The 23,939-nt window shown below is 39.2% G+C and carries 20 protein-coding genes, 1 pseudogene and 1 other annotated feature; of the genes and pseudogenes, 8 read left to right on the top strand and 13 right to left on the bottom strand.

Annotated features, from left to right (window positions below; all coding sequences use genetic code 11):
- The first annotated feature begins 45 nt into the window (after positions 1-45).
- The 3 genes from I2D69_RS06855 (at position 46) to I2D69_RS06845 (ending at position 3,238) form a co-directional block, all read left to right on the top strand.
- A complete protein-coding gene (locus I2D69_RS06855; protein WP_195379635.1) occupies positions 46-1,179 on the top strand; it encodes an ROK family transcriptional regulator in 1,134 nt (377 codons plus the stop codon).
- Between the two features lie 273 nt (positions 1,180-1,452).
- Positions 1,453-1,905, top strand: a complete 453-nt coding sequence (locus I2D69_RS06850; protein ID WP_195379634.1) for a MarR family transcriptional regulator — start codon at positions 1,453-1,455, stop codon at positions 1,903-1,905.
- A complete protein-coding gene (locus I2D69_RS06845) occupies positions 1,895-3,238 on the top strand; it encodes an MATE family efflux transporter (RefSeq protein ID WP_195379633.1) in 1,344 nt (447 codons plus the stop codon). Before I2D69_RS06850 ends, I2D69_RS06845 begins: the two co-directional genes overlap by 11 nt.
- Positions 3,239-3,363: 125 nt before the next feature.
- Here the strand turns inward: I2D69_RS06845 and I2D69_RS06840 are convergent, their stop codons facing one another.
- The 11 genes from I2D69_RS06840 to I2D69_RS06790 all read right to left on the bottom strand — a co-directional run bounded on the left by I2D69_RS06840 (position 3,364) and on the right by I2D69_RS06790 (position 19,329).
- On the bottom strand, positions 3,364-5,067 hold the full coding sequence (locus I2D69_RS06840; RefSeq protein ID WP_195379632.1) for a carbon starvation protein A: 1,704 nt from the start codon (positions 5,065-5,067) through the stop codon (positions 3,364-3,366).
- Between the two features lie 74 nt (positions 5,068-5,141).
- Positions 5,142-5,395, bottom strand: a binding site (T-box leader).
- 61 nt (positions 5,396-5,456) lie between these two features.
- A complete protein-coding gene (locus I2D69_RS06835) occupies positions 5,457-6,797 on the bottom strand; it encodes a sensor histidine kinase (RefSeq protein ID WP_195379631.1) in 1,341 nt (446 codons plus the stop codon).
- Positions 6,794-7,504: a LytTR family DNA-binding domain-containing protein gene (locus I2D69_RS06830; RefSeq protein WP_195379630.1), complete on the bottom strand. Its 711-nt coding sequence runs from the start codon at positions 7,502-7,504 to the stop codon at positions 6,794-6,796. Before I2D69_RS06830 ends, I2D69_RS06835 begins: the two co-directional genes overlap by 4 nt.
- 179 nt (positions 7,505-7,683) lie before the next feature.
- Positions 7,684-10,698 carry a glycoside hydrolase family 3 C-terminal domain-containing protein gene (locus tag I2D69_RS06825; protein WP_195379629.1) on the bottom strand — a complete coding sequence of 1,005 codons (3,015 nt, stop codon included), beginning with the start codon at positions 10,696-10,698 and terminating at the stop codon, positions 7,684-7,686.
- Between the two features lie 467 nt (positions 10,699-11,165).
- Positions 11,166-12,362, bottom strand: coding sequence for a hypothetical protein (locus tag I2D69_RS06820; RefSeq protein WP_005333823.1), 1,197 nt, complete (start codon positions 12,360-12,362; stop codon positions 11,166-11,168).
- A gap of 13 nt (positions 12,363-12,375) precedes the next feature.
- Positions 12,376-13,218, bottom strand: a complete 843-nt coding sequence (locus I2D69_RS06815; RefSeq protein ID WP_005333818.1) for a serine/threonine-protein kinase — start codon at positions 13,216-13,218, stop codon at positions 12,376-12,378.
- Positions 13,219-13,230: 12 nt separating this feature from the next.
- On the bottom strand, positions 13,231-13,959 hold the full coding sequence (locus tag I2D69_RS06810; protein WP_118520129.1) for a hypothetical protein: 729 nt from the start codon (positions 13,957-13,959) through the stop codon (positions 13,231-13,233).
- Positions 13,960-14,078: 119 nt separating this feature from the next.
- Entirely contained in the window at positions 14,079-15,632 is a 1,554-nt protein-coding gene (locus tag I2D69_RS06805) for a recombinase family protein (protein ID WP_173736337.1), read from the bottom strand.
- Entirely contained in the window at positions 15,625-17,280 is a 1,656-nt protein-coding gene (locus tag I2D69_RS06800) for a recombinase family protein (protein ID WP_195379628.1), read from the bottom strand. The genes I2D69_RS06805 and I2D69_RS06800 overlap by 8 nt, the downstream gene beginning before the upstream one ends.
- Positions 17,281-18,954 (bottom strand): recombinase family protein, encoded by a 1,674-nt coding sequence (locus I2D69_RS06795; RefSeq protein WP_195379627.1) that lies wholly within the window; start codon positions 18,952-18,954, stop codon positions 17,281-17,283.
- A 129-nt stretch (positions 18,955-19,083) separates the two neighbouring features.
- Positions 19,084-19,329 (bottom strand): DUF6870 family protein, encoded by a 246-nt coding sequence (locus I2D69_RS06790; protein ID WP_008369874.1) that lies wholly within the window; start codon positions 19,327-19,329, stop codon positions 19,084-19,086.
- A gap of 646 nt (positions 19,330-19,975) precedes the next feature.
- On the opposite strand from I2D69_RS06790, the gene I2D69_RS06785 reads away from it, so the two are divergent.
- The 5 genes and pseudogenes from I2D69_RS06785 (at position 19,976) to I2D69_RS06765 (ending at position 23,234) form a co-directional block, all read left to right on the top strand.
- Positions 19,976-20,527, top strand: coding sequence for a helix-turn-helix transcriptional regulator (locus I2D69_RS06785; protein ID WP_119241906.1), 552 nt, complete (start codon positions 19,976-19,978; stop codon positions 20,525-20,527).
- 636 nt (positions 20,528-21,163) lie between these two features.
- On the top strand, positions 21,164-21,535 hold the full coding sequence (locus tag I2D69_RS06780; protein WP_118044672.1) for a GntR family transcriptional regulator: 372 nt from the start codon (positions 21,164-21,166) through the stop codon (positions 21,533-21,535).
- Positions 21,536-21,546: 11 nt separating this feature from the next.
- On the top strand, positions 21,547-22,404 hold the full coding sequence (locus tag I2D69_RS06775; RefSeq protein ID WP_118520107.1) for an ABC transporter ATP-binding protein: 858 nt from the start codon (positions 21,547-21,549) through the stop codon (positions 22,402-22,404).
- Positions 22,401-23,027, top strand: a complete 627-nt coding sequence (locus I2D69_RS06770; protein ID WP_118048550.1) for an ABC-2 transporter permease — start codon at positions 22,401-22,403, stop codon at positions 23,025-23,027. Before I2D69_RS06775 ends, I2D69_RS06770 begins: the two co-directional genes overlap by 4 nt.
- A gap of 15 nt (positions 23,028-23,042) precedes the next feature.
- Positions 23,043-23,234 (top strand): annotated as a pseudogene (locus tag I2D69_RS06765) (cysteine-rich KTR domain-containing protein).
- Positions 23,235-23,275: 41 nt separating this feature from the next.
- Here I2D69_RS06765 and I2D69_RS06760 read toward each other — a convergent pair.
- Together I2D69_RS06760 and I2D69_RS20845 are read right to left on the bottom strand one after the other, a co-directional pair.
- Positions 23,276-23,827: a DUF6040 family protein gene (locus I2D69_RS06760; RefSeq protein WP_227198884.1), complete on the bottom strand. Its 552-nt coding sequence runs from the start codon at positions 23,825-23,827 to the stop codon at positions 23,276-23,278.
- Entirely contained in the window at positions 23,778-23,933 is a 156-nt protein-coding gene (locus tag I2D69_RS20845) for a hypothetical protein (RefSeq protein WP_227198883.1), read from the bottom strand. Before I2D69_RS20845 ends, I2D69_RS06760 begins: the two co-directional genes overlap by 50 nt.
- Positions 23,934-23,939 lie beyond the last annotated feature (6 nt).

Here is a 23,939-nt window from a genome sequence, read left to right as displayed (position 1 = left end):
GTCACTAACCTTATGTTGTACTAAAGACATAACCAGGAGACCATCATGAGTGAAAAAGGATTAACCACCATTGCTTTAAAGAAAATAAACCGTTCCAAAATTTACCAATACATTTACCGGAGCAAACTGACCTCAAAGCTACAGATCGTTCAGGATCTGCAGATGGGTCTGTCTACTGTCAGCCAGAATTTAAATCTTCTGGAAAATGAAGGGCTGATTGAGAAAAATGGTTACTTTGATTCCACCGGAGGACGAAAGGCCAATGCCATTCAGATTGTTTCGGATTTCAGAATTTCCATTGGTGTTGGAATATTAAAAAATATGTTTCATATCACCGCCATTGATCTGTACGGAAACACGGTCTATACGGATACAATTCCGCTTACCTACTCAAACACAGCTGCGTATTACCAGCAGATCACTGACAAAGTCAAGGACTTTATTGACAAAAACCAGTATCCGGAGAATAAAATTCTGGGGGTTTCCATCGCTACCCAGGGAATTACTTCCCCGGATAATACCACTGTTATCTACGGAAACATTATGAACAACACCGGTATGCGTCTAAAGGATTTTTCCAGGCATCTGCCTTATCCCTGCCATCTGGAACATGACTCCAAATCAGCTGCTTTTCTGGAATTGTGGAATCATCCGGAGCTTGACAGCGCTGTTGTCCTTTTATTGAATCGAAATCTTGGCGGTGCCATTATCACCAATCACCAGATTCACCAGGGACGTTCTATGCACAGCGGAACAATCGAGCATATATGTGTCAACCCTGACGGACCGCTTTGCTACTGCGGAAACCGGGGCTGTCTGGAAACCTATTGCTCTGCCAACTCCTTGGAACAGGCCAGCGGCATGACTATAAAGGAATTTTTTCCTCTTTTAAGAGAAAAAAAATCCCCCCAGCTTATACAAATCTGGGAGGATTATCTCAAGCATCTGGCTTTTGCAATGAAAAACCTGAATCTGGTTATTGATGCACCCATCATTATCAGTGGATATCTTGCACCTTATTTTACGGAAGATGACACGGATTATCTGCTGCGGCAGATCAATTCCATGACTCCATTTGAGCTGAAAGAAGAACAGATTCTCGTGGGCACACATGGGCAGTATACACCTGCGATCGGGGCTGCACTTTTTTATGTGAAGGAATTTATCCAGTCAGTTTGACACTAAAAAAGCTACTGTTCACTCTGTGACCAGCAACACGCTTCGGGATGCACAGAAATCATGCATTCGCATGATTTCGCGCCGAGGTTCTCGTTTTTTCTGTGAGCTTTGCTTACAAAAAACACCTCGCAGAATGTTACCAATAAACAGTAACCTAAAAAATCAATGCAAAATATGTAATTACACATTTTTCTTGACAAAAGTTTTCGCTCTTATTATAATTACCGCTGTTAATTAACAGTGGTAATTATTTTTTTGTAAGGAGAAATAACTATGGACATTGAACTTATCAAGCGGATGATGGATGCCTGTTATCAGGGCAAGCGGATCCGGGATATGCTGCCGCCTCTGCCAGATGGAGTTGCATCTTCTTATATTCAATATCTGGATATCATTGAAAAGCTGGAAAAGCAGGGAATCCAAGTGAAGGTATCAGATGTAAGTGATGCTCTTTCCCTCCCACGTCCCGGTGTAACCCGTACAGTGAAGGACATGGAAGCCAAAGGCTATGTGAAAAAGTTTGCATCTACAGAGGACGGCCGGGTTACTTGTCTTACTGTCACAGAAGCCGGAAAAGCCCTTTCCGAAAAGTACAATAAGCAGTACTTTACTATCCTGTCCGGTTATGTAGACAGTATTCCAGATGAGGACATTCTGTGTACCATCCGGACCATGGAGAAATTTTATAAGATTATGTGTGAAAGGAGAATTGACCTTGACAAATGAAAAAAATGATTTCACCCAGGGCAGCATTCTGAAAAAGCTTGCCCTTTTTATGCTGCCGATTCTGGGAGCGCTTGTACTGCAGGCAGCATATGGTGCCGTAGACCTTCTGGTAGTTGGACGCTTCGGCTCCACCTCCGGATTATCTGCCGTTTCTACCGGAAGCCAGGTACTGAACCTTGTGACTTTTGTGGTAACACAGTTTGCTATGGGAATCACAGTCCTCATAGCCCGCTATCTTGGCGAAAAAAAGCCTGAACGGATTGGCTCTGTCATTGGCGGTGCTGCAGTTGTTTTTGCTGTTATCTCTGCCATACTTTTTATTGTAATGATTACCTTCGCCCACCCTATTTCCGTGCTTATGCAGGCTCCTGCGGAGGCTGTTTCACTTACCACAAGCTATGTAAGAATCTGTGGAAGCGGTATTTTCTTCATTGTTGCCTATAACCTGCTTTCTGCTATTTTCCGCGGACTGGGGGACAGTAAATCGCCGCTTTTATTCGTTCTGGTAGCCTGTATTGTAAATATTTTCGGAGATTTATTTCTGGTTGCAGGGCTTCATCTGGATGCCGCCGGCGCAGCTCTCGCAACCGTTTTCGCACAGGCGGTCAGTGTAGTATGTGCAATCGTCATCCTGCTGAAAAAGAAGCTGCCCTTTTCCATCCAAAAATCCGACTTCCGTTTTAATTCCCAATGTAAACGATTTCTGGGAATCGGGCTGCCTCTTGCTCTCCAGGAATTTCTTACCCAGATGTCCTTCCTGGCACTTTGTGCATTTGTAAACAGATTGGGGCTGGAAGCCTCCTCCGGATATGGGGTTGCCTGCAAAATTGTAAACTTTGCCATGCTGATTCCAAGCGCACTGATGCAGTCCATGGCATCCTTCGTTTCCCAGAATGTAGGAGCAGGAAAGCCGAAGCGTGCAAAGCAGTCCATGTTCACCGGAATCGGAATCGGACTGCTATTCGGATGTCTGGTTTTTGTTCTGATTCTATTGAAGGGTGATGTACTTGCCAGCCTGTTCTCAACTGATGCAGCAGTTATCCAGAAAGGCTTTGAGTATCTGAAGGGCTTCGCGCCTGAAACAATTTTAACAGCAATTATGTTTAGTATGGTTGGTTATTTTAACGGAAATAATCAGACCTTATGGGTTATGTTTCAGGGATTGTTCCAGACACTTCTGGTGCGTCTTCCAATGTCATATTATATGAGCATTCAGCCTGATGCCAGCCTGACAAAAATCGGCCTGGCGGCACCTGCCTCCACACTTGTTGGAATTTTGCTTAATGTGATTTTCTTTCTGTATTTCAACAAAAAAATCAATAAGAGGCAATAAGTAAAAATTCAAAGTGTCTACACGATGCGTAGACATTTTGAACAGGCTAAAGCCGTATAAAAAAAGTCCTCTGCGCAGTCTGTAAAATATACTGCGTAGGGGACTTTTTTAACAGGATATTCTTATTACGCCCGTTCTGCTTTCTTTTCAGTTTCCGGTTTTTCCAAAAGCTTCTTAATACCCTGGATTGCAACCAGCACACCCAGTATTAACAGTAATACTGCAAATATCAGCTGTAAAGAATTTCCAAGATCCAGACCTGTTGTTACAAATGCTTTGGAAAGCTTTACAATTGTCATTCCAAGTGCGGTAAAGGTAACTGCCATCATAAATACCATTGGTACCCAGAGCATCCAGCCCTGACGCTTGGTTTTCTTTAAAAATACGGCGCAGGCTACCAGTGCCAGTACAGATAACAGCTGGTTTGCAGAACCAAACAGTGGCCAGATTTCCGCATATCCAACCTTTGTAAGCAGGTAAGCAAGTACAAGTGTAATGATGGTTGCAAAGTATTTGTTTGTTACTACTTTCTGGAATGGACTCATATTTTTCTCATCTGTGTCAGAATCAAGGAAAAATTCCTGGAAGGACAGACGTCCTACTCTGGCTACAGAGTCAAGTGATGTAAGCGCAAAAGCAGATACAGCAAGGTTGATCAATGTAAATACCAGTGAGTGAGGCAAACCGATCACAGAAAGGAAGTTTGCAATCGCACCTGCGAAAATCTGGGGCTGGGTGGTAAGTCCCTGTGCAGCTGCCTCGCCCTGTCCAAAGGATGCAACTGCGATCAATGCGATGATTGCAAGCATACTTTCCATAAGCATTGCACCAAATGAAACTGGAAGCATGTTCTTTTCATTTTTAATCTGCTTGGAAGCAGTACCGGAAGATACCAGGGAATGGAAGCCGGAAACTGCACCACAGGCGATTGTTACAAATAAGATTGGGAACATGTATTGTCCATCTACATTAAAGCTTGTAAAGGCCTGAAGATTACATGCCGGGTTCGCTGCAAATACACCGATAACAGCGCCCACGATCATGAAGATCAGAAGATAACTGTTCAGATAATCACGTGGCTGAAGCAGCGCCCATACAGGAGCTACACTGGCAATCAGAATATATACAAAGATAATAATGTGCCATGTTCCAAGGCTTACATACATTGGGAACTGCAGTCCCAGCACAATTGCTGCAACCAACAGCACAATTGCAAAAGCAGTATTTACCCATTTATTGAACTTTGTGTATTTCAGGAAAAATCCAAGTCCAACTGCTTCAAAAATGAATAACATGGAAGTTGTTGCAACAGCTCCGTTTGCCACTACCTTTGTCACTTCTCCTGCATCATTTGTAGCAAATCCGTTAAAGGTTCCGGCTACAACATCTGCGAATGCCGCAACAACCAGAATACAGAACAGCCAGCAGAATAAAAGGAATAATTTTTTTCCAAGTTTTCCAATGTACGCTTCAATAATGTATCCGATTGTACGTCCTTTGTTCTTTACAGAGGCATACATAGATGCAAAGTCCTGAACTGCTCCAAAGAACACACCACCGATCAGGATCCAAAGAAGTACCGGAAGCCATCCAAAAATTGCAGCCTGGATTGGTCCGTTGATCGGGCCAGCACCGGCAATGGATGCGAACTGATGTCCAAATACTACATTGGTATCGGCCGGTACATAATCAACTCCATCCTCCATTTCGTAAGCCGGAGTTTTGGCTTTCGGGTCAATTCCCCATTTGTTCTGGAGGTAACGGCCATACAGAAGATAGGCGCCGCCCAGAACTACGATAGCGATTACCATCATCATAATTCCACTCATAATCTTTCTCCTCGTCTTTCATTTGTAGTCAAGTGGTTAATATATATAAAAAACGCCCTTGCTATCCAATGGATAACAAAGGCGGAATTTCCGTGGTACCACTTTGTATTATCGTATCTATTACTAAATACGACCACTCATTGCTGTCTGTATAAACAGCTTCTTCTGTAACGTGAAGACTACGTCCCGGCTTACTGAAATTAGTTATTATTTTTTCAGCGGGATGCTCCCAGGTGATACCACAAAATACCTTCTGCCGCCTCTCACCAGTCTGCGGCTCTCTGTGTTCCGGTTATCTTTTGTAATTTGTCCTGTTCAATGCATTTCTCTTTATCTAACTAAAGTTTTACTACTTTTTTTAGAAAATTGCAATACATTTTTTGTATATATTATACGATTTTATCAATCTGTTTTTGTGCATTTTCGCTGGCCGGTATCAGTATCTTCAGGTCAAACCAATTCTCCTTTGTATCAATGGAAACAGCGCCATCATATTTATTTACCGTATAGCGAATGCTTTTCAGTCCATAACCGTGGAATTCTTTGTCCCGCTTCGTTGTGATAAACGCTCCGCCCTGGTAATTCAGTTCGGTATCATAATAATTTTCAAACCGGAGAAGCAGAAAGTTTTTCTGTTTTGAGACACTGACGTGTATTAATCTTTTTTCTTTATCTGGAATCTTCAATTCACATTCAATGGCATTATCCAATGCATTTCCAAAAATACTGCAGATATCCATAACATCCATAAAATCCAGCAGGGTTCCATCTGCAACGCAGGTAAAGGTTATGTTATGCTTTGCGCAATAAAGGCTCTTGGTAGTCAGCACGGTATCCAGCACTTTATTTCCTGTTTTGTTCTGACTTTCATATTTCTTTATATCTGCTTCCATTTTATCCAGAAATGCTTCCCTTTTTCCAGGATCAGCTTCACTTCTTAGCACAGCAATCTGATGCTTCAGGTCATGATACTTATAATTGATCAGCTCAATGCTTTCTTTTGACTGCTTGTATTGCGCATACTGATTCTGAAGCACATTCTGTACCGCCTCCAGTTCTTTTCTCACCCGGAGCTCACAGCACTGTATCAAATGTGCATATAGAATTGCAATTCCTGCAACATCTACTACAGTACGGATATTCCCTATTTCAAAAGAATATCTGCCTGTAAATGGCGTGTTCACATTCACATAACTCATATTACTGACAGCAAATACGGCAATACTGATCAGGAGTCCGGAAAAATATTCCCTTCTGGTGATTTCCATCTGTCCATCCTTTGGCATATGAATATGAAGAATTTTGTACAATATCACTGCAATCACACCATAGATCAGAAGAATTGCCATTCCCTGCTGCCACCAGGACATCCATGCTTCTTTCCCTGTATAACACAGGATCTGCCACCCGGCAGAAGCCATAAATTCAGCTGCTACAAAAGCAATCATTCCAAAATATGCCGCATCTGTCAGCCTGATCTCACAGCAGCAAAAAACAAAAGCAACCATCAGAAAAACCGCAAATATCATACAGGGGATCCAAAAAATCAGTCTTACCCCACCGGTAGAAATCAGAAATACGCTCTGTATTCCAAATGCACCTGCCACAAGACAACCTGTTACAGCCGGTGAAAATCTTTTTTTGAAAGGCAAAATAAAAATCAGACAAGCCATCCACTCTGCAAGTGCCGTATAAAGTCTTGGAATATCGGGCAGATAATATTCTGTCATTTTATCACCTCTCCCCAATATCTGGTCAGGGCTTCCATGAAGACCTTTCTTCGTGCACGGCTCAATGTCAGATTTTCTCCCTTCACCAAAGCACATCCATCCTGGATCCGTTCCACATGCTGGAGGTTGATCAGATATCCCTTATTTCCACGGCAGAAATTCATCTCCGCAAGCTTTTCCTCCATCTCCTTCATTTTCCCTGTTGTTTCATATTTTCCCAGTATGGTATGGAGTATCAGAGTATGTCCCTGACTTTCAATATAATAAATATTTGCAACATTGATTCTGACCATACCGCCTTTCATATTCACCATGATAATCTTTGTTTCCCGCTTTTTCATCCGGCTGATAGCACGGTTAAGCCTCTGGGAAAATGCGAAATAGGACACCGGCTTCAGCACATAATCCAGCGCATCCACTGCATATCCTCTGATCGCATATTGTGCCATATTCGTAATGAAAATGATCACAACCTCCGTGTCAATTTTACGGATTTCTTCAGCAGCAGACATTCCGTCCATAAATTTCATTTCCACATCCATCAGGATAATATCGTACTGGGATTTATATTTATTTACAATCTGATCGCCGTCTGAATAGACTGTAATGTCAAACATCTCTTTGTTCTCTTTTTCATATTGATGCAGAAACTGCTGAAGCTGCTTTGCATACATTTCTTCATCTTCCACAATCGCAATGCTGATCATACCAGTCCTCCTTTTTTCCTGTTATTACAACTCCTTTCATAATAAATAATTTTCCCTCACTCTGCAAGACAAAAATCACATAAAAAAATCCCCCTTTTTTCTCTGAAACTTTTACAGATTCCTTGCTCTGCTTTTTCCAGATTTAAAAGGGGGACTTATGTCTCCAGATTACTGTTTAATTATTCGTTTACAGCCTGTTTTTTCTTTTTTCTCCAGCGTACAATTACAATTGTATCAACTACAATAAGAACAACTGCAAGAATCACATCAATCATTACAAACAGTTTTGTCATATTGGTCATTCCGCTTGCCGGATTTCCATCTGCATAATATCCGCTGTTTGCTACTGTATAAAGGATATTTTTGCAAGCCTGACGCATTGCAAGAACTGCTGTTGCGCTCTCATCTGTCAGTTTGTTGGACTCTGCACTGTTAAATCCAAGCATCAGATCATTTCCGTTTCTGATACAATGATCGGTGATCATGTAACCATAGGAACCGTCATAATCGGTTTCTACCATTCCAACGAATCCCCATTCTCCACGGAGCACGTTGTTCAAAAGCTCGTTGTTTGCACAGCTTGGCACTGTACCGATCCAGTTGAAGGAGGACATAACTGCCATTGCTTTTCCTTCAAAGCCCTTTGTTGCAAGCTCAAATGCTTTCAGATATCCTTCACGGATGGTCTGCTCAGAAGCAAATGTGAGAAGGAAGGAGCATCTGTTTGTTTCCTGATCATTTAATGCAAAATGCTTCATGTATGGATAAACACCCTTGGTGGCTGCTCCATTCATTTCATTTGCTGCCATGTATCCGGACAACAGACTGTCTTCTGAATAATACTCGAAGTTACGTCCTGCAAACGCTGTACGGTGGATGTTCATAGCGGGTCCGTACCATCCGTAGTTGTCAGCATCTACATATTCCTGTCCCATAGAAACGCCGATTTCATTTGCAAGTTCTTTGTTCCAGGTCTGAGCCATAAGAACTTCAGATGGATAAGCAGTTCCATATGCCTTTGTGATGAAGTTGCTTAATCCTGCAGGTCCATCACAGTCAGATGTGGCAATTTTACCTACTGATTTGATTTCTGCAGTCTGCCATCCACCAACATTGATCAGAGTAGTCATATCTTCAAAGCTAAGCTGGTCTAACAGCTTATCCCAGTCTGCATCGTCATAATCTTTTCCGGTAAGGTCAGCAAGCTGAAGTCCGTTGTCTGCTCCCATTTCCGGCATTTCATCAGAATCATTGTTATATTTGGTTCCATCATAAATACCAAATACATTCTCTTCTACGGCTGCTCTTGTCTCGTCGCTCATTACATAAGCATCCTCTTCCGGCACACCGCATGCTTTGTCATAATTTGCAAAACCGTCCTCACGGGAAAGCTGCTCAAAGTCGCCTCTCGCATAATCCTCAAACTGGTTTGTTGCAACAGTTTTGTCAGAAGAGCGACCATCTTTGCTGTAATCAATATCTTCATCAACGGTGAACTTCTCTTCACCAAGAACTGTATGAGAGTCTGAACGAAGAGAAATTGTGTATTCGCCAGCCTCTAAGATATAACCGCCTCCGGAGATCTTAATACCTTCAGAATCATAGGAAGCCATATCTTCTTTGTTGATGGTAAAGGATTTTGTCTGGGATTCTCCCGGCTCAATAGAATCTGTTTTCTCGAAAGCGATCAGGTTTGCTGCTGCTTTCTCAATTCCACCGTTTGTGTAAGGTGCTGTGTAATAAATTTCCACAACATCTTTTCCTGCAACAGAGCCTGTGTTCTCTACTGTTACATCAAAGGTGACGGTATCTCCGTTATCCTTGAAATTCTCAATCTGTTTGTCAAAGGTTGTGTAGCTGAGTCCATATCCAAATGGATACTGTACCATATCCTCATACTTGATAAGACCCTCTTCAGCTGCTGTTTCATAGAATTTATATCCTACATAGATTCCTTCTGCATAGTTTACAAATCCCATGCTTCCTTCGTAAGCCGGATCATTTGCTGCGATCTGCTCTTTCAGATCTTCTACGTTTGTATAAGCATTCAGACCCATATTGTTGTAGTATGGAGTCTCTGTCAGATCCTTTACAAAGGTATCTACTGTTTTTCCAGATGGGTTTACAGAACCATTGATGATCTCGCCCAGTGCTTCGAAGCCTGTTGCACCTGCTCCAGGAGCAAAGATAACAGCACCGATCTGCTCATATTTGTCAACCCAGTCCAGTTCCATTGCATTATTTGCATTTACAACTACAATAACATTATCAAACTGGGAGCATACTGTATCCAGCATATCTTCCTCTGTGTTGGAAAGCTCAAGATAGCTTTCTCCCTCGTCGAAGTCATCATAGTCTCCATTGTTTGTGTAGCTGCCTTTTACATATCCGTAATTGTCTGGGGAAACAGATACTTCTTCTGCTTTCTTTGCATAGCTTCCATCAATTACAGATTTCATGTCGGTTGGAAGGTCTGCACCCTCTCCACCGGAACGTCCGATTACAACTACAGCTGTGTCAGAATACTCTTTTGCTTCGTCCATCAGACTGTCTGTGTAATAATCCTTTGTCGGCTCAGGAAGTGTCCAGTCCTGCTGTGCCATAGCAATTGTAGGACGGTCAGCTCTGTAGTCAGTATACATCTTGGTAAGAGACTCGTTTGTCTCATATCCGGCATCCTTTAAGGACTGCAGAATACCGATTGCTGTGGAGGAATCAGAAGATCCTGATCCTGTTCCGCCAAACAGCGGGTTTGTAGAATCCCAGCCGAATACATTCAGTTTCTTTGTATCTGAGGAAAGAGGTAAAATACCATCGTTTTTCAGTAACACCATTCCTTCTTCAGCAACCTTCTGAATGGTTGCACGGCTCTGGTCTGTAGTCTCTTGTGCAAGTACTACTTTCTTTGCGTTTAAAACACTTGATACGTTGTTGTACATCGGTCCGTAGCAGATTACATTTACAAGCACTGCAACAATTGCAATAAATGCAATGGCAGCCTGCCAGCGGATCACATGACGGAATCCCTTTTGGGCTTTATGAGCCACAACCATTACTACGATCATCACAACAAGTAAAGCAAGGATTGCGATAACATAGCCGATCAGCTTCTCAATATAGGATGTAAGGTCAGCCTGACTTACACCGAGACTGCTGAAAACCGTGCTCAGTAAGTTTACTAAAAATCCTGTCATAATCATTTCCTCCCTTTGTTATTTTCAGGAGTATTCTATCAGATTTCAGCAGATTCTGCTGTATTTTACATAAACGGTTCTTTTTTTACATAAACGGTTCTTTTTTTTACATAAATGGTTCTTTTTTTTACATAAACGGTAGTTTTTATGGCATTCGTTTTATTAATCCATTCGGAAACACTTGGTGTAAAAGTCAATAATCCGACCTGCTTTTTAAAATGTTCAGATTGGGACACTTTAAATTGCTACATCTTGTACATTAATTATCCTATTCTGGCAGGCTACTTTCCAAACAGAGCCGTCCCGAGGATGTCAAGTCATTGCTACAAAAAATATGCGGCTTTTTTGCCACGAAAATGGCTTAAAACCGCATATTTCTGTATAGAGGACGTTATATAATTGTCACAAAGTAGGTGGGGAAGATGTTACGTCATTGCTACAAATATCATTCTCCGCATAACGATTTTTTATAAATCATTCCATTCTTGTGAAAGCGGAAAATGATAAGCCATATCGAAAGCTGAAATAGCTGCTCTATTTACATCCAAAATTTCAGTAAAATCTCGATCTTGCCCTTTAATTCCTTTTTTTCCTAACCCCGATAATAATTGTTCAGCTGTTTCCAACATTAAAACATGTAAATTTTTTGTTTCAGCATAGGTTTCCAGAACACTATTTTGACATTGTTTATGAAGACAATAAAGATAATGCCTAAATGCTTCTTTTTCGCCAAAACCTGTTGATGATGGTAAACTTCCATTGAACAACATTTCACTATATTTATTTTTCATCGTTACTGGAGGTTCAATTCTATCTAATAGGTCCATACGTTTTGCAATGTCTAAAAAAGGAATTTTATACTCTGATAATGCTTGTGGACAATAATACCATACCGCTCGACGGCTAGGCTGTTTATCATCTATTGTTTCAAAATGTTCTGGCTGAAACCATCTTAAATTCAAAAAATTTCCTGATGCAATTGCATCACATTTTGCTAATGCCATACATAATAATTGATGACTTGCATAACCCACAATCGTCATCTTCCGCTGTCTCTTAATTCCTGCTACTAATGACATAATATTAGACACCCACAATGGTCGATCCACCAAATAATATCGTTCCGGATGTTCGCATACAATATATACACCTTCTACATCCCATTCTTCAACATACTCTATCACCCGTTCAATCTGGCTTTCATCATTAAGTACATCACTACTCAATGAAATTGTGTGTATATACTTCATATCAGGTGCATATTTTTTTGCACTTTCTATTATTATTTTCTGTATTTTATTCCATAAATCGTCTATTTTCTTAGCAGTAATGGAAGGCAACAAAAACGCTTCTGCCTCAACTTCGTTATTTAATTTTGATAGTTCTTCTACTACCGTATCAAATTGTCCCATTTCCAATGATGTAATATCACTCTTCGGCCAATATGCATACTGAGACAATTTTTTTTGATATTGTCTAGGATAATACAATTGTGGATCAACAAGTACTTTCCCTTTTTTCTTATGCACCCTAGTTGCATAACCTTTTACCTTATTGGGCAAAATGTTCATAGGGCTAATGATAATAGTTCCACCATCAAACTCTTCTAAATGCTCGAGAGCTAACGCTTGCATATTATGTCCCATTTGTATAAAAAGTTCCATTCTTTAACCCCTTCTATTCATAAACAAATGTCTTTTTAGCTACTTTTAACCAATCTATTGCTTGCTTAGCAGTCCTAGGTCTTCTAGAAGGATATTTTCCCATCATTGCCCCTAATAATGCCATAAACTGACTTTGAGTATCCCCTTTGATTGAATACTGTACAGGTGTAATAGTTTCTGTCTTTTGTAAGACTTCAAGTGCATTTATAGAGCCTTCTCTAAATGGATTTTTTCCTGTAATACATTCATAGGTAACAACTCCTAGTGAAAAAATATCTGCTCGAGAATCAATTTCCTTTTTTAAATTATTAAATTGCTCAGGCGCAGCATATCCAGGTGTATGCGGACCCATCATTGCACCTGTTCTTGTCAATGAATCTGCTCCCAATATCCTTGCAATTCCAAAATCCAGAAAAAATATTCTACCATCATCTGCTCGTATAATATTTTCCGGTTTAATATCTCTATGCACAATACCTTTATTCTCTATACAAGCAATAAACTCTAACCCCTGTTCCAAAAATGTCACTGCTTCCTCTAAAGAAAATCTCTTTCCACTTTCAAGCACCTTCCGTAATTCTGTTCCTTTTACTTTTTGCTCAATAATATATAATGTCTCTGTTCCCTCATACTCTATGGTTCCAGTTTCATATATTTTAGGTACCATGGATAAGTTTAAATCTCTTTCTATTTGTATTTCCCTAAGAGACCTGGGATCGTTAAGCTGAAAATATAATTTAATAACAGTTTCTCCATATGAGTTGTGAACTCCATCAAATACAATCTTCTGTCCACCACGTGCCATCAATTCAATTTTTTCAAATTCTTCTTGACACATTTCTTGAAATTTTTTCATCTCTCATTTCTCCTAACTTAAATGGGCAACAGTCCTTCCAATCCATTCATTAAACTGTAAAGACTGATAACTTGACGGTGATGCTAATTTCTTTGCTTCTACTATTTTTCTAAAACTTCTCTTCTTACAATACAAACCTGTGCCTTGTCTTTCAAACTTTTTAATCGTACTACTTTGCGGATTTGAAGTACTTGTTAATGCATATGATTGTGATGCAAACCATGTATTAATAAGAGACTGTTCAGCAACTTTCTTTATATCCGTCATTTTAGCTTCCACTGAAATCAATTTTTTTATATTATATATCTTTTTGATGTCTACTGGTTTCCATAAGCCGTGATCACGTATAATCATATGTGCATCTAGTAATTTTTCTATGGCCTGAATTGTATCTTTTTCTGGCATCTTAAGTCTTGTTATCAATTCACTTCCTGTACTTCCTTTAGTCATCAATAACTGAGATAACACTTTTAAATCATTCGTTTCCAGATTTTCTCTTTGTTCAGACCAATTCTCCAATATTTTAGGTGAATATGATGCAAATACAATGTCAGGAAATCCGGATGCAACTTTAGGTTCTACAAATATAGCTAAATTGTTTGTTTTATTGCTTTTTAAAAAATTATGAATATAATATTCAATAAAATCTTCAACCAAATCCAACTCATCCCCTTGAGTTGATGGTCGTGTATACAATCCTATATCTTTAATATTATGATCAAACATCAATATCCTATCCATTGTTACATTTCACCCTTTTCAATCTCTCTTTTGCACTTTTTATAGAAACAATTATAACAATCCCGCCTTTAAAAATCAATCACTCAAGGCTTCTTAAAATAAACATAACTAGTATTTTTTCATCCCCACTCTACCTCCACTCTCCCATCATCATACACATATATTCCGGACACATATTCTTCCAGCATTTCTCGTGTTAGCTTCTCATAGCCTAAATACTTCAACATTTGCTCCACCGGAACATTCTTTTTCATCAGGATGTCTTTCTCAGCGTTTATCAACTCAGCCAACTCCTGCACACGCTTCTGCAGTCGTTCTTTTTTTTCTTCCAGCTGCATCTTTGCTTCCATGAACTGTTTCTGGTTCATCTGTCCCTCGTGATACTTCTCATAGTTCTGTCGGTTCTGAATCTTTATCTGCTCCTGACGTTTTTCGCAGTCTGCACTTTCCATCTTATAGGCTTCTATACTGTCCTCATGCTGTTTTCTCATAGATTGCTGCATCTGTTCTTGGCTGATATTCTGACGTAAGTAAGCCTTTATTTCTGCCAGCACGATATACTCCAGCATTTTGTTATCCGCTTTCCCGGCAAAACATCCTGTATCTTCTTTTCCTTTACTGTAAGCACAGCTATAAAGGATATGACCATGAACCGGACTGCTTGAAGTCAAGCTTCTGCGACAATTTCCACACTTCACATAGCCACCTAACAGTGTTGTTTCCCTGTCAAATTTACTTTTCTTTGTGTATCTGATCTGCAGGGACTGTGCTTTTTCAAAAACTTCTTTTGATACGATCGGCTCATGGTGATTTTCCATCACTTTCCACTGATTTCTCGGCACTGGTACTTCTTTCCCTGTTCCGGGATCTGGAATCTTTGTCTTTCCATAGACCATACAGCCTATATAAGTCTTATCATCCACAATCTTCCGTATCATATCACTCGTCCACTGCAATCCTCTTGATGCAGCTTTCTTGCTGTCTGATTTCTGTCGTCTGCTCATAGACTGCAAGGGAGTCAATACACCCTCTTCATTGAATAACTTACAAATCTCTATCTTGGAATACCGCTGATTGGTCAGTTCAAATACTCTGCGGATTACTTCCGCTTCGTCCTCTACAATCACCAGTTCTTTCTTATTTTCAGGATTGATTCGATACCCATACGGTGCAGAGCCACAGCAATACTCACCTTTTCCTCGTCTGGTACTGACTGCCGCTTTTACCTTTACGGACTGGTCTTTCACATAAAAATCTGCTATCAGTCCTTTAAACTGTACTTCAATATCCGAACTCTTTCCCTTATAATCTTTAGAATCATATCGGTCTGAGATAGAAATGAATCGTACTCCCAGGAATGGAAAAATCTGTTCCAGATAAGTTCCCATCTCAATATAGTTTCTGGCAAAACGTGAAAAATCTTTTACTACAATACATTGCACTTTATTCTCCCTGGCAAGTTCCAGAACCTGCTTAATTGCCGGACGTTCCATACTGGAACCAGAATATCCATCGTCGTAGAACTCCTGAAAGGGCATAGCCACCAGTTCAGGAATATTGGAAATATAATCTTTTACCAGTTTTCTCTGATTAATAATGCTGTTACTTTCTCCCTCTGAGTCATCTTCCATGGAAAGGCGGTAATATCCAATAATCAGTTTCTGATCACTCATGTTCTACCGCCCCCTTAAACTCGAAGTTGATTTCCAGTCTGCCATCACCATATAGATACATACTTTCAATCAAGCTCTCCGCAAGTTCCGCATTGATTCTGGTTGTCACATCCAATTCCAGCAGACTTCGTAAAAATCTGGCTTCTTCTTTCTGCTGTTTTCCCAGCTTTTGTATGGTATGCTCCAGAGTTCTCTTTCTCTCTTCGCAGAATGCTTTCCAGTTATTACGGTCATCTTTCATTTCTATATAGACTTCTTTGGAAAGTTCACCCTCTTTATATTGCATGAATGCCTGTGCCAGTTTTTCTGAACGTCTTTCCATATCTGCATCCAGTTTCCTGATCTCTGCTTGAATTTCTTTGATTTTGGAAAGAAATACCGCACTGCTTATAGCAGACATATCCTTTTTCCGTAAGCCAGATAACTGAAACTGTCTGGTCAGCTCCGAACGGACAATTTTCTGCAATTTATCTTCAGAAATAGATTTCTGCCTACATTTTCTTTCATCCCGATACCAGGCAGCATTGCAAAAGTAATACACATTGCCTTTGCATCTACGTGTACACATTTTCCGCTTACAATCACCACAATAGAATACATTGTAAAATGCTCTTTCATCATCCTCCCATCCTTCTGTAGTTTTTGTTGCTTTCTGTTGTGCTGCTTTTAACCTGATCTGTGCTTTGTCAAACAGTTCTCTGCTGATAATCGGCTCATGAGCATTTGGCGTAATAATCCACTGACTTTCGTCCAATATGTCACACCATTTTTCACCTCTTTGAAATCTGGATTCGTATTTTCTCTGAACCAGATCACCATAATAATTATTTCGATTTAAAACCGCACGTATCGAAGAATTTCCCCACTGGTGAAGATTCTCTCCATCCTGACAGTACACATGATGATATTGGTTATAGTCCGAAATCCGATGTACCCCATCTTCAAACAGCCTGTCAATAATACTCTGTATACCATCTCCAGAAGCATATTCTTCAAAAATCCTACGGACAATCTTTGCAGATTCCGGTTCCACAATCAGCTTATAAATCCCATTTACCTTTTCCACACAATATCCGTATGGAGCTGTAGATCCCACATATTCACCATTTTTCTGTACAATACGTTTCGCTGCCCGTTCCTTTGCTGAAATGTCTTTCGCATAAGCATCATTCACCAGATTCTTGATATTCATGGATAATTCCTGATTCTTAGCACCAGGTGCAAATGAATCATAGTTGTCACATACAGAAATAAACCGCACTTTCATAAAGGGAAGTATTTTCTCCAGATAGTTTCCCGTTTCGATATAATTTCTTCCAAATCGTGAGAAGTCCTTTACCAGAATACAATTTATCTTGCCTGCTCTGACATCATTCATCATCCGTTCAAATCCAGGTCTGTCAAAATTTGTTCCTGTTTTTCCAAGATCAGAATAAATATCATACACAACAATCTTACACTCTCTGTCCGGATTTTCATTGTGCTTCTGAATGAATTCTTTTATCAGCGTAACCTGTGTTTCAATAGATTCTGACTTTTTTTCATCATTATCTACGGATAATCTGGCATAAATTGCAGCCATACATACCGGAATACCAGAAATCTTCTTCTCTGTGTTTTTCTTATATCTTTTTGCTGTTCTTGCCATTTATCCCACCTCTTTCCTGCACTCTGTCCTGTGTTCCGCATAAAACCGTCTTATGACTTTCATCTTCTCAATCATATCCTGATAGCGGATGTGAATTTTAATTTGCTTGTTTTCATAAATATAGATTTTATCTACGGTCAGTGCCAGCAATGTGCGATCCAGTTCTTTGATTTCCAGTGATTTCTTCCAGTCCTCCAACTGAACAGTTGCAGACACTCCACCCTCAAACATTTGCTTTACCAGCTTTTTCTGATTCTCAATCATCTGCTCCAGTTCTTCACATTTTCTTCCATAACTTTCCCGAAAATCATCGAACTCCGCTTTGCTGATCAGTCCCTCTTTCAAGTCATCACCCAAAGATGCTTTCAGACTGTAATAACGGTTATATTCTTCCTGCAACTTACTAATCTGTGTATCATAACCGATTACCTGATCGTAACTGACTTGCATCTCACAAAGTTCTTCCATAATCATCTGATAGTCTATAAAAAGTGCTGTATATGCCTGAATCTCTTTCAATACAATCCTTTTCAGCACCTCTTCTGGAATACTGTGTCTGGTACAATCTCCACCTTTATTCTTTGTCTGGCAGATATAAAAAGCTTTTTTCTTCCCCTTATACTGATTTACCCTGCGTATCATCGGGGTCTTGCAATCTCCACAAAACACAAATCCCGAAAAAAAGTTTGCACTGTCTAATGTTTTCGATGCTCTGCCATCATATTGGAGTAACTTCTGCACCACGTCAAAATCACTCTGCCTGATGATTGCCGGATGCGTATTTTCTACTTTCACCCACTCTGATTCTGGCTTATCCAGGCGTTGCTTTACTTTATAGCTGATTCGTTCCTGCTTGCCCTGTACCATGTTTCCAATGTAAACCTCGTTGGTTAGAATCCTTTTAATCTGCACTGCCGACCATTTCGGTGTGTCTGAGCTGTGAAATCCAGAATTATAATTCTCGCCATTTGCCTTTTTATATTCTTTTGGCGACTGCACATAACGTACATTCAGTTTTTCTGCGATTGCTCCAAGACTGAATCCATCAATTTTCCATGAAAATATTTTTCTTACAATATCCGCTGCATAAGAATCTATCACCAGACAATTCTTATTCTCCGGATCTTTGCAGTAACCATACGGTGCAAATGCTCCAATAAATTCACCTTTCTCACGTTTGATTTTCTGATGGCTTCGCACTTTACCGGAAATGTCCCGGCAATAACTTTCATTTACAAAATTTTTGATTGGAACTACAAATGACTTCTCTGAAAAGTCTGCTGTTTTGCTATCAAACTGGTCTGTAACTGAAATAAAACGCACATTTAAAGCCGGGTAGGTCTTTTCGATCCATCGCCCGGCTTCTATATATTCTCTTCCGAATCTGGATAAGTCTTTTACAATCACACAGTTTACTTTTCCAGCTTCTATATCAGTTGTCATTCGTTTAAACTCAGGTCGGTCAAAATTTCCTCCTGAGTATCCGTCATCCACATATATATCAAAGATCTGAATATCCGGCTGGCTTTTTACAAAGCTCCGAAGTAACTCTCTCTGATTTGCAATGCTGTTGCTCTCTGACTTCGCACCGCCCTCTTCCATATCATCTTTCGATAATCGAAGATACAATGCAGCATCGTATATATCTGGCATATTCATTTGCATCTGTTCCATTTTACATCGCTCCCAACTTACTTATTCCATTGAATTTGAAGTCAGAAACCATGTATCACGTTCATTTTCCCTGACCTCACATTAACATAACATCTGTAGCTTCGCAAGATATTTTTTCAAGACTTGCATCTAATACATCAACTCCGTTCTTTTTCTAAGATAATCACTAATGGCATCTGTGGCATCCATTTCTCCGGTCATTTCCACGACCACCACATACCCTTCATTCATGTGAGCATACGGTTGATCGCCGGATTTATCCAGAAAAGTTTCCACTTTCTCAGAAATAGCTTTATCCATATCAGGAATTAAATCTTCAATGTCCTTTAACTGCTCCAGATCAACACTGGAATCTATTACTGACTGATTCACCATGATGCTCACCTCTTTTCCAACATATTCTTTTTATAAGTCGTCCTATACCTACAATTTTCTCAACCGCATCACCTTAACTTTCTTCCTCTTTTCTCCAGTTATCCAGATATCTATAGCATTTTGTATTCTGTTCAGCGTATTGGCTTCCATTCGTATAATCTGTTGTCAGCGTTACGTCCAACCTCTATCAGAATATTTCTGAATGCTGGCAGCTTCTTCGCAAACTTACCAGCCGTTTCCGGAGTATCTTCGACGCTCGCCCGTAAAATCATTTACAGGGTTATGGCATCTGTGGAATCAGATTATACAGCTCATGTAATTTTCAAGGTACAAAAGAGATTTTTTTGAATATCCTTTCACTTATTACAGCCTGGAAACACCAAAATGTTGTTCTCTTCAAAAAAATCCTCTCACTAATAAAGCCTGACAGAAGGATTTTACCAACCTCATTTTGCAATAATTTACAAAAAAATATTTATCCTTATCTGTACATTCGCTTTCATGCGAACCTTTATTGTACTGTCATTTCAATTCGCTTTTATGCGAATGTCAAGTATTTTGTTCGCTTCAATGCGAATCTTTCTGTTTACATTCCTTGTTTTTGGTAGTAAAATGGCTTTATCAAAAAGAAAGTTGGAAATCTGATATGACAATCGGTGATAAAATAAAAAAAATCCGGACATTCCGGAATATGACACAGGCAGAACTTGGTGCTGCCCTCGGCTGGGGCGATAAAGGTGCAAACCGCCTTGCCCAATACGAAACGAATTACCGGGTTCCCCGCAAAGATCTGGTAAGTGAAATGGCTAAGATTCTGGACGTGAATCCGCTGGCACTGCACGAACCTACTACTATGGATGCTTCGGAACTTATGGAAATTCTGTTCTGGATTGATGAATTTAACCCGGCAGCGATCAACCTCTTCCAGTTAGAAACCTATCCAATCGAAAAGTGCAATTCTAATGAGGATACCGCTGTCCGTTATCACGATTCTGATAGCTGGCCTGCTCATCCACCTGTTGGTATATGGTTCAACTATGGGGTTCTGAATGATTTTATGAAAGAATGGATTATCAGAAAAGAAGAATTGAAATCTGGTACAATTACCAGAGATGAATATTTTGAATGGAAAATCAACTGGCCACAGACCTGTGATGGTTGTGGAAAATATGAACCTAAGAAAAAATGGCGAATATAGCAAATACAATGCTCCCCAAAACTGGAAAATATTCCAATAATGGGGAGTTACTATTCTTTTTTAATCTAATGCTCTTCTGCTATATGTATTTTTCATCACTCAACAACTTTATAGCCAGCATTTGTAATTACACAAATCGCTTCGCCTTTTCTTTCAATATATTTTTCTTTCAAACAGGCATTAAGCACCTCTTCCCAAACAGCATATTCCCGTCTATCTGGATACTCTTTAACAACTACTTCACTGCCAATCTGAATATATGGTAACCGCTTAATTTTTAGATACGATAGAAAAAATCCCCGACTACTTTTCAGTAGCCGGAGCATCTTGACAATTCACATATGATCAATTTGATTCGTTTGCACGACGTTCGATTTCAGCTTTGACGATTTCGTTCCATGGAGCCAGAAGTTCTAATTCATCATCGCTCATCCTATCATTATCGTGCTGATTTGCACAAAGAAATGACCTTATTATGCCGGTTGACAGGTTGGATTACGCTGATTTTTTGAAAACTTTATATTGTATATTTTAATGAATTGTAGGATTACTTTATTGACATTTCTGACACTATCATATACACTGTACATATCGTACAAGTACGCATATATCAGAAGGTGGTGAGAGGAAGTTAGAATGGAAATTATCATAAGTAATAGTAGTGATAAGCCTATTTATGAACAAATTTCTATGCAGATCAAGAGTTTAATCATGGATGGTACCCTATCTGCCGGAGAAGCCCTGCCTTCCATGCGTGCACTGGCAAAAGACCTGCATATAAGTGTTATTACTGTTCAACGAGCTTACGAAGATTTAACTCGAGATGGGTTTATCGAAACCGTATCGGGAAAAGGTAGTTTTGTTGCATCACCAAATAAAGAATTTATTCAAGAAGAACAACTACGAATAGCGGAAGAATTTTTAGAAAAGGTTGCTATAATCGGTCGTACTCATGGTATCAGCTATGAGCAAATGGCTAATATTCTAAAACTATTTTTTGAAGAATGAGAGGTGAAATTATGGAACAGAACAGTATTGTTGTAAAAAATGTGACTAAAAAATTTGATGATTTTATGTTAGATCATATTTCATTTACAGTTCCTACAGGACGTATTGTGGGTTTCATAGGAGAAAATGGTGCTGGAAAAAGTACAACTATCAATTTAATTTTAGACCAGTTGAAGTTGGATGCGGGTGAAATAAGAATATTGGGTAAACAAAATCATTCTTATTTGCATAAAGAAAACATTGGTGTTGTTTTTGACGAATGTAAATTCCATTCCGTCTTAAATGCAAAAGATATTGCCCAAATCCTTTCGGGATCTTATAAAACATGGGATATGAATTTGTTTGAAGAATATATGAAACGCCTTGATGTTCCATTAAATAAATCAATAGGGCAACTTTCAAAAGGTATGAAGATGAAATTGTCAATTATTTGTGCACTATCGCATAGACCCCAGATTCTGATTTTAGACGAAGCAACAACAGGGTTAGATCCTGTTGTACGAGATGAAATTTTGGATATTTTTTTAGAATTTATTCAAGATGAAGAACACTCTATTTTGTTCTCTACACATATAACCTCTGACATACAAAAGGTTGCTGACTATGTAATTCTGATTCATAATGGAAAAATTATTTTTGAGGAAAAGAAAGATGACCTCATTTATAATTATGGAATTATACGCTGTAAAAAATCAGAATTTAATACTGTTTCGCCAGATGACTATGTATGTTGTCGAGAAACAAATCTTAGCGTGGAATGCTTAATACATGACAAAGTAGCTGCAAAAAAAAGATACCAAAATCTAATTATTGATGACGCTTCTATTGAGGACATTATGCTGTTCTATATCAAAGGAGGTGTCAAATGAAAGGATTGGTTTTTAAGGATTTATTGCTTATGAAGAAAATGAATAAAAAAGTCATTCTTGTAATGTATTTTTTTGTAATAGCAATTTCATTCTTCGGAGAGAATGAAGTTTACTCAATTATGTCATCGGCTTTTTTTTCACTTTTTATCGGTATGCACTTAATGATGACCATGACCTATGATGGATTGACTTCATGGAAACAATATGAATTAACCTTGCCGATGAGTAAGTACCAAATCATTTTCAGTAAGTATTTGACTAGCTTGCTTCTTGTTCCGATTAGTATAATGGGTACAGTTATCATTTATATCATTCGTTATGTGGTTTATCATAATTTTACACTTAGCCAGTTTGGTTTTTCTATCGCCATTGCAATAGCATTACCTGTTTTATGGTGTTCTATATGTTTAGCAATAGCACAGTGGTTTGGCTATATGAGCGTTCAGTATGTGAGAATGATTTGCACACTTCTCGTTATCTTTTTCGTAAGTAAAATATCAAAAGATATGGACTACGTTACTCAAAATTTGGTAAAAAATCCTATGTTGATTGCTATTTTTGTTTTGGGTATAGTAGTTGCATCGTATTTTGTTAGTGTTATAGGATATTCAAGGAAAAAATAAAAAGTAGAGACGCAAATAAAAGTAAGTGTCGAGTGGGTGCGTTTCCCTGTCTACGGAAATAAAACTCGCGACAAAATCTGAGAAAATGAGCCGGTGACAAATTTTCCACTCTTTTGTCCGAAGTGCAAAAGCGAATGCCTAATCGACATTGAACAATTCCATATAACTGCTATTAAAACGCCAGACGCACAGCCGCAGAGCCGATAATACACAGTTCTTGAACTGTGGTTATCGGCTTTTGTATTTTCCTAATCATAGTGATTATCAGCATACAGGCTTTTTTCTTCAAACTTCTTCCGAAAATACATTTTAAGCAGCATGATTCCCACATTGATAAATCCAAATGTCAAAATCAAATTCACTGGCAGATATTCTCTGATTACATCTCCAAGTACTGCAATCCCCGAAAGACTTCCCAGCAAAAACATCTGTGAAATTTCATCCCACATTTTTTTGTATCTTTTTATTACTTTCACGATTGTTACCATAACGATTGCCAATATAAAAAGCACAGCTACAATCGCCAGAATCCTAATAATCCATGCTTCTCCGCCTGTATATGCTATTTTCTGGTTGAATCCGTTATCATAGGTTGGATGTACCAACCATTCACAAAATCGAACATACCACATGAATGGAGTCCTGAAAAAATCTATAAAGTCATTCTGAAAAGCACCATTCTGTACGATTGCAAACAGGATTACTGTAACGTATCCCATTCCCCAGAAATATTCTATATCCCTCATTTTTTCAGTTCTTGCCTTTACTTTTTTTTGCTTTGCGGATTTCCAACTCTGCACTTTTCTTTTCGTTACGGGCTTTGGCTTCTGCCTGTTCCATCTTTTTCTCTGCTTCTTTCTGTTTCTTCTGTGCTTCATCTACTGCTTCAACAGATGATTTATTCACCTGTAT

Source organism: Ruminococcus sp. D54t1_190329_F1, assembly GCF_015551645.1.
GTDB lineage: Bacteria > Bacillota > Clostridia > Lachnospirales > Lachnospiraceae > Blautia_A > Blautia_A faecis.
Note: the sequence above shows the minus strand (reverse complement) of the source record. Positions and strands in the feature narration are given on the sequence as shown.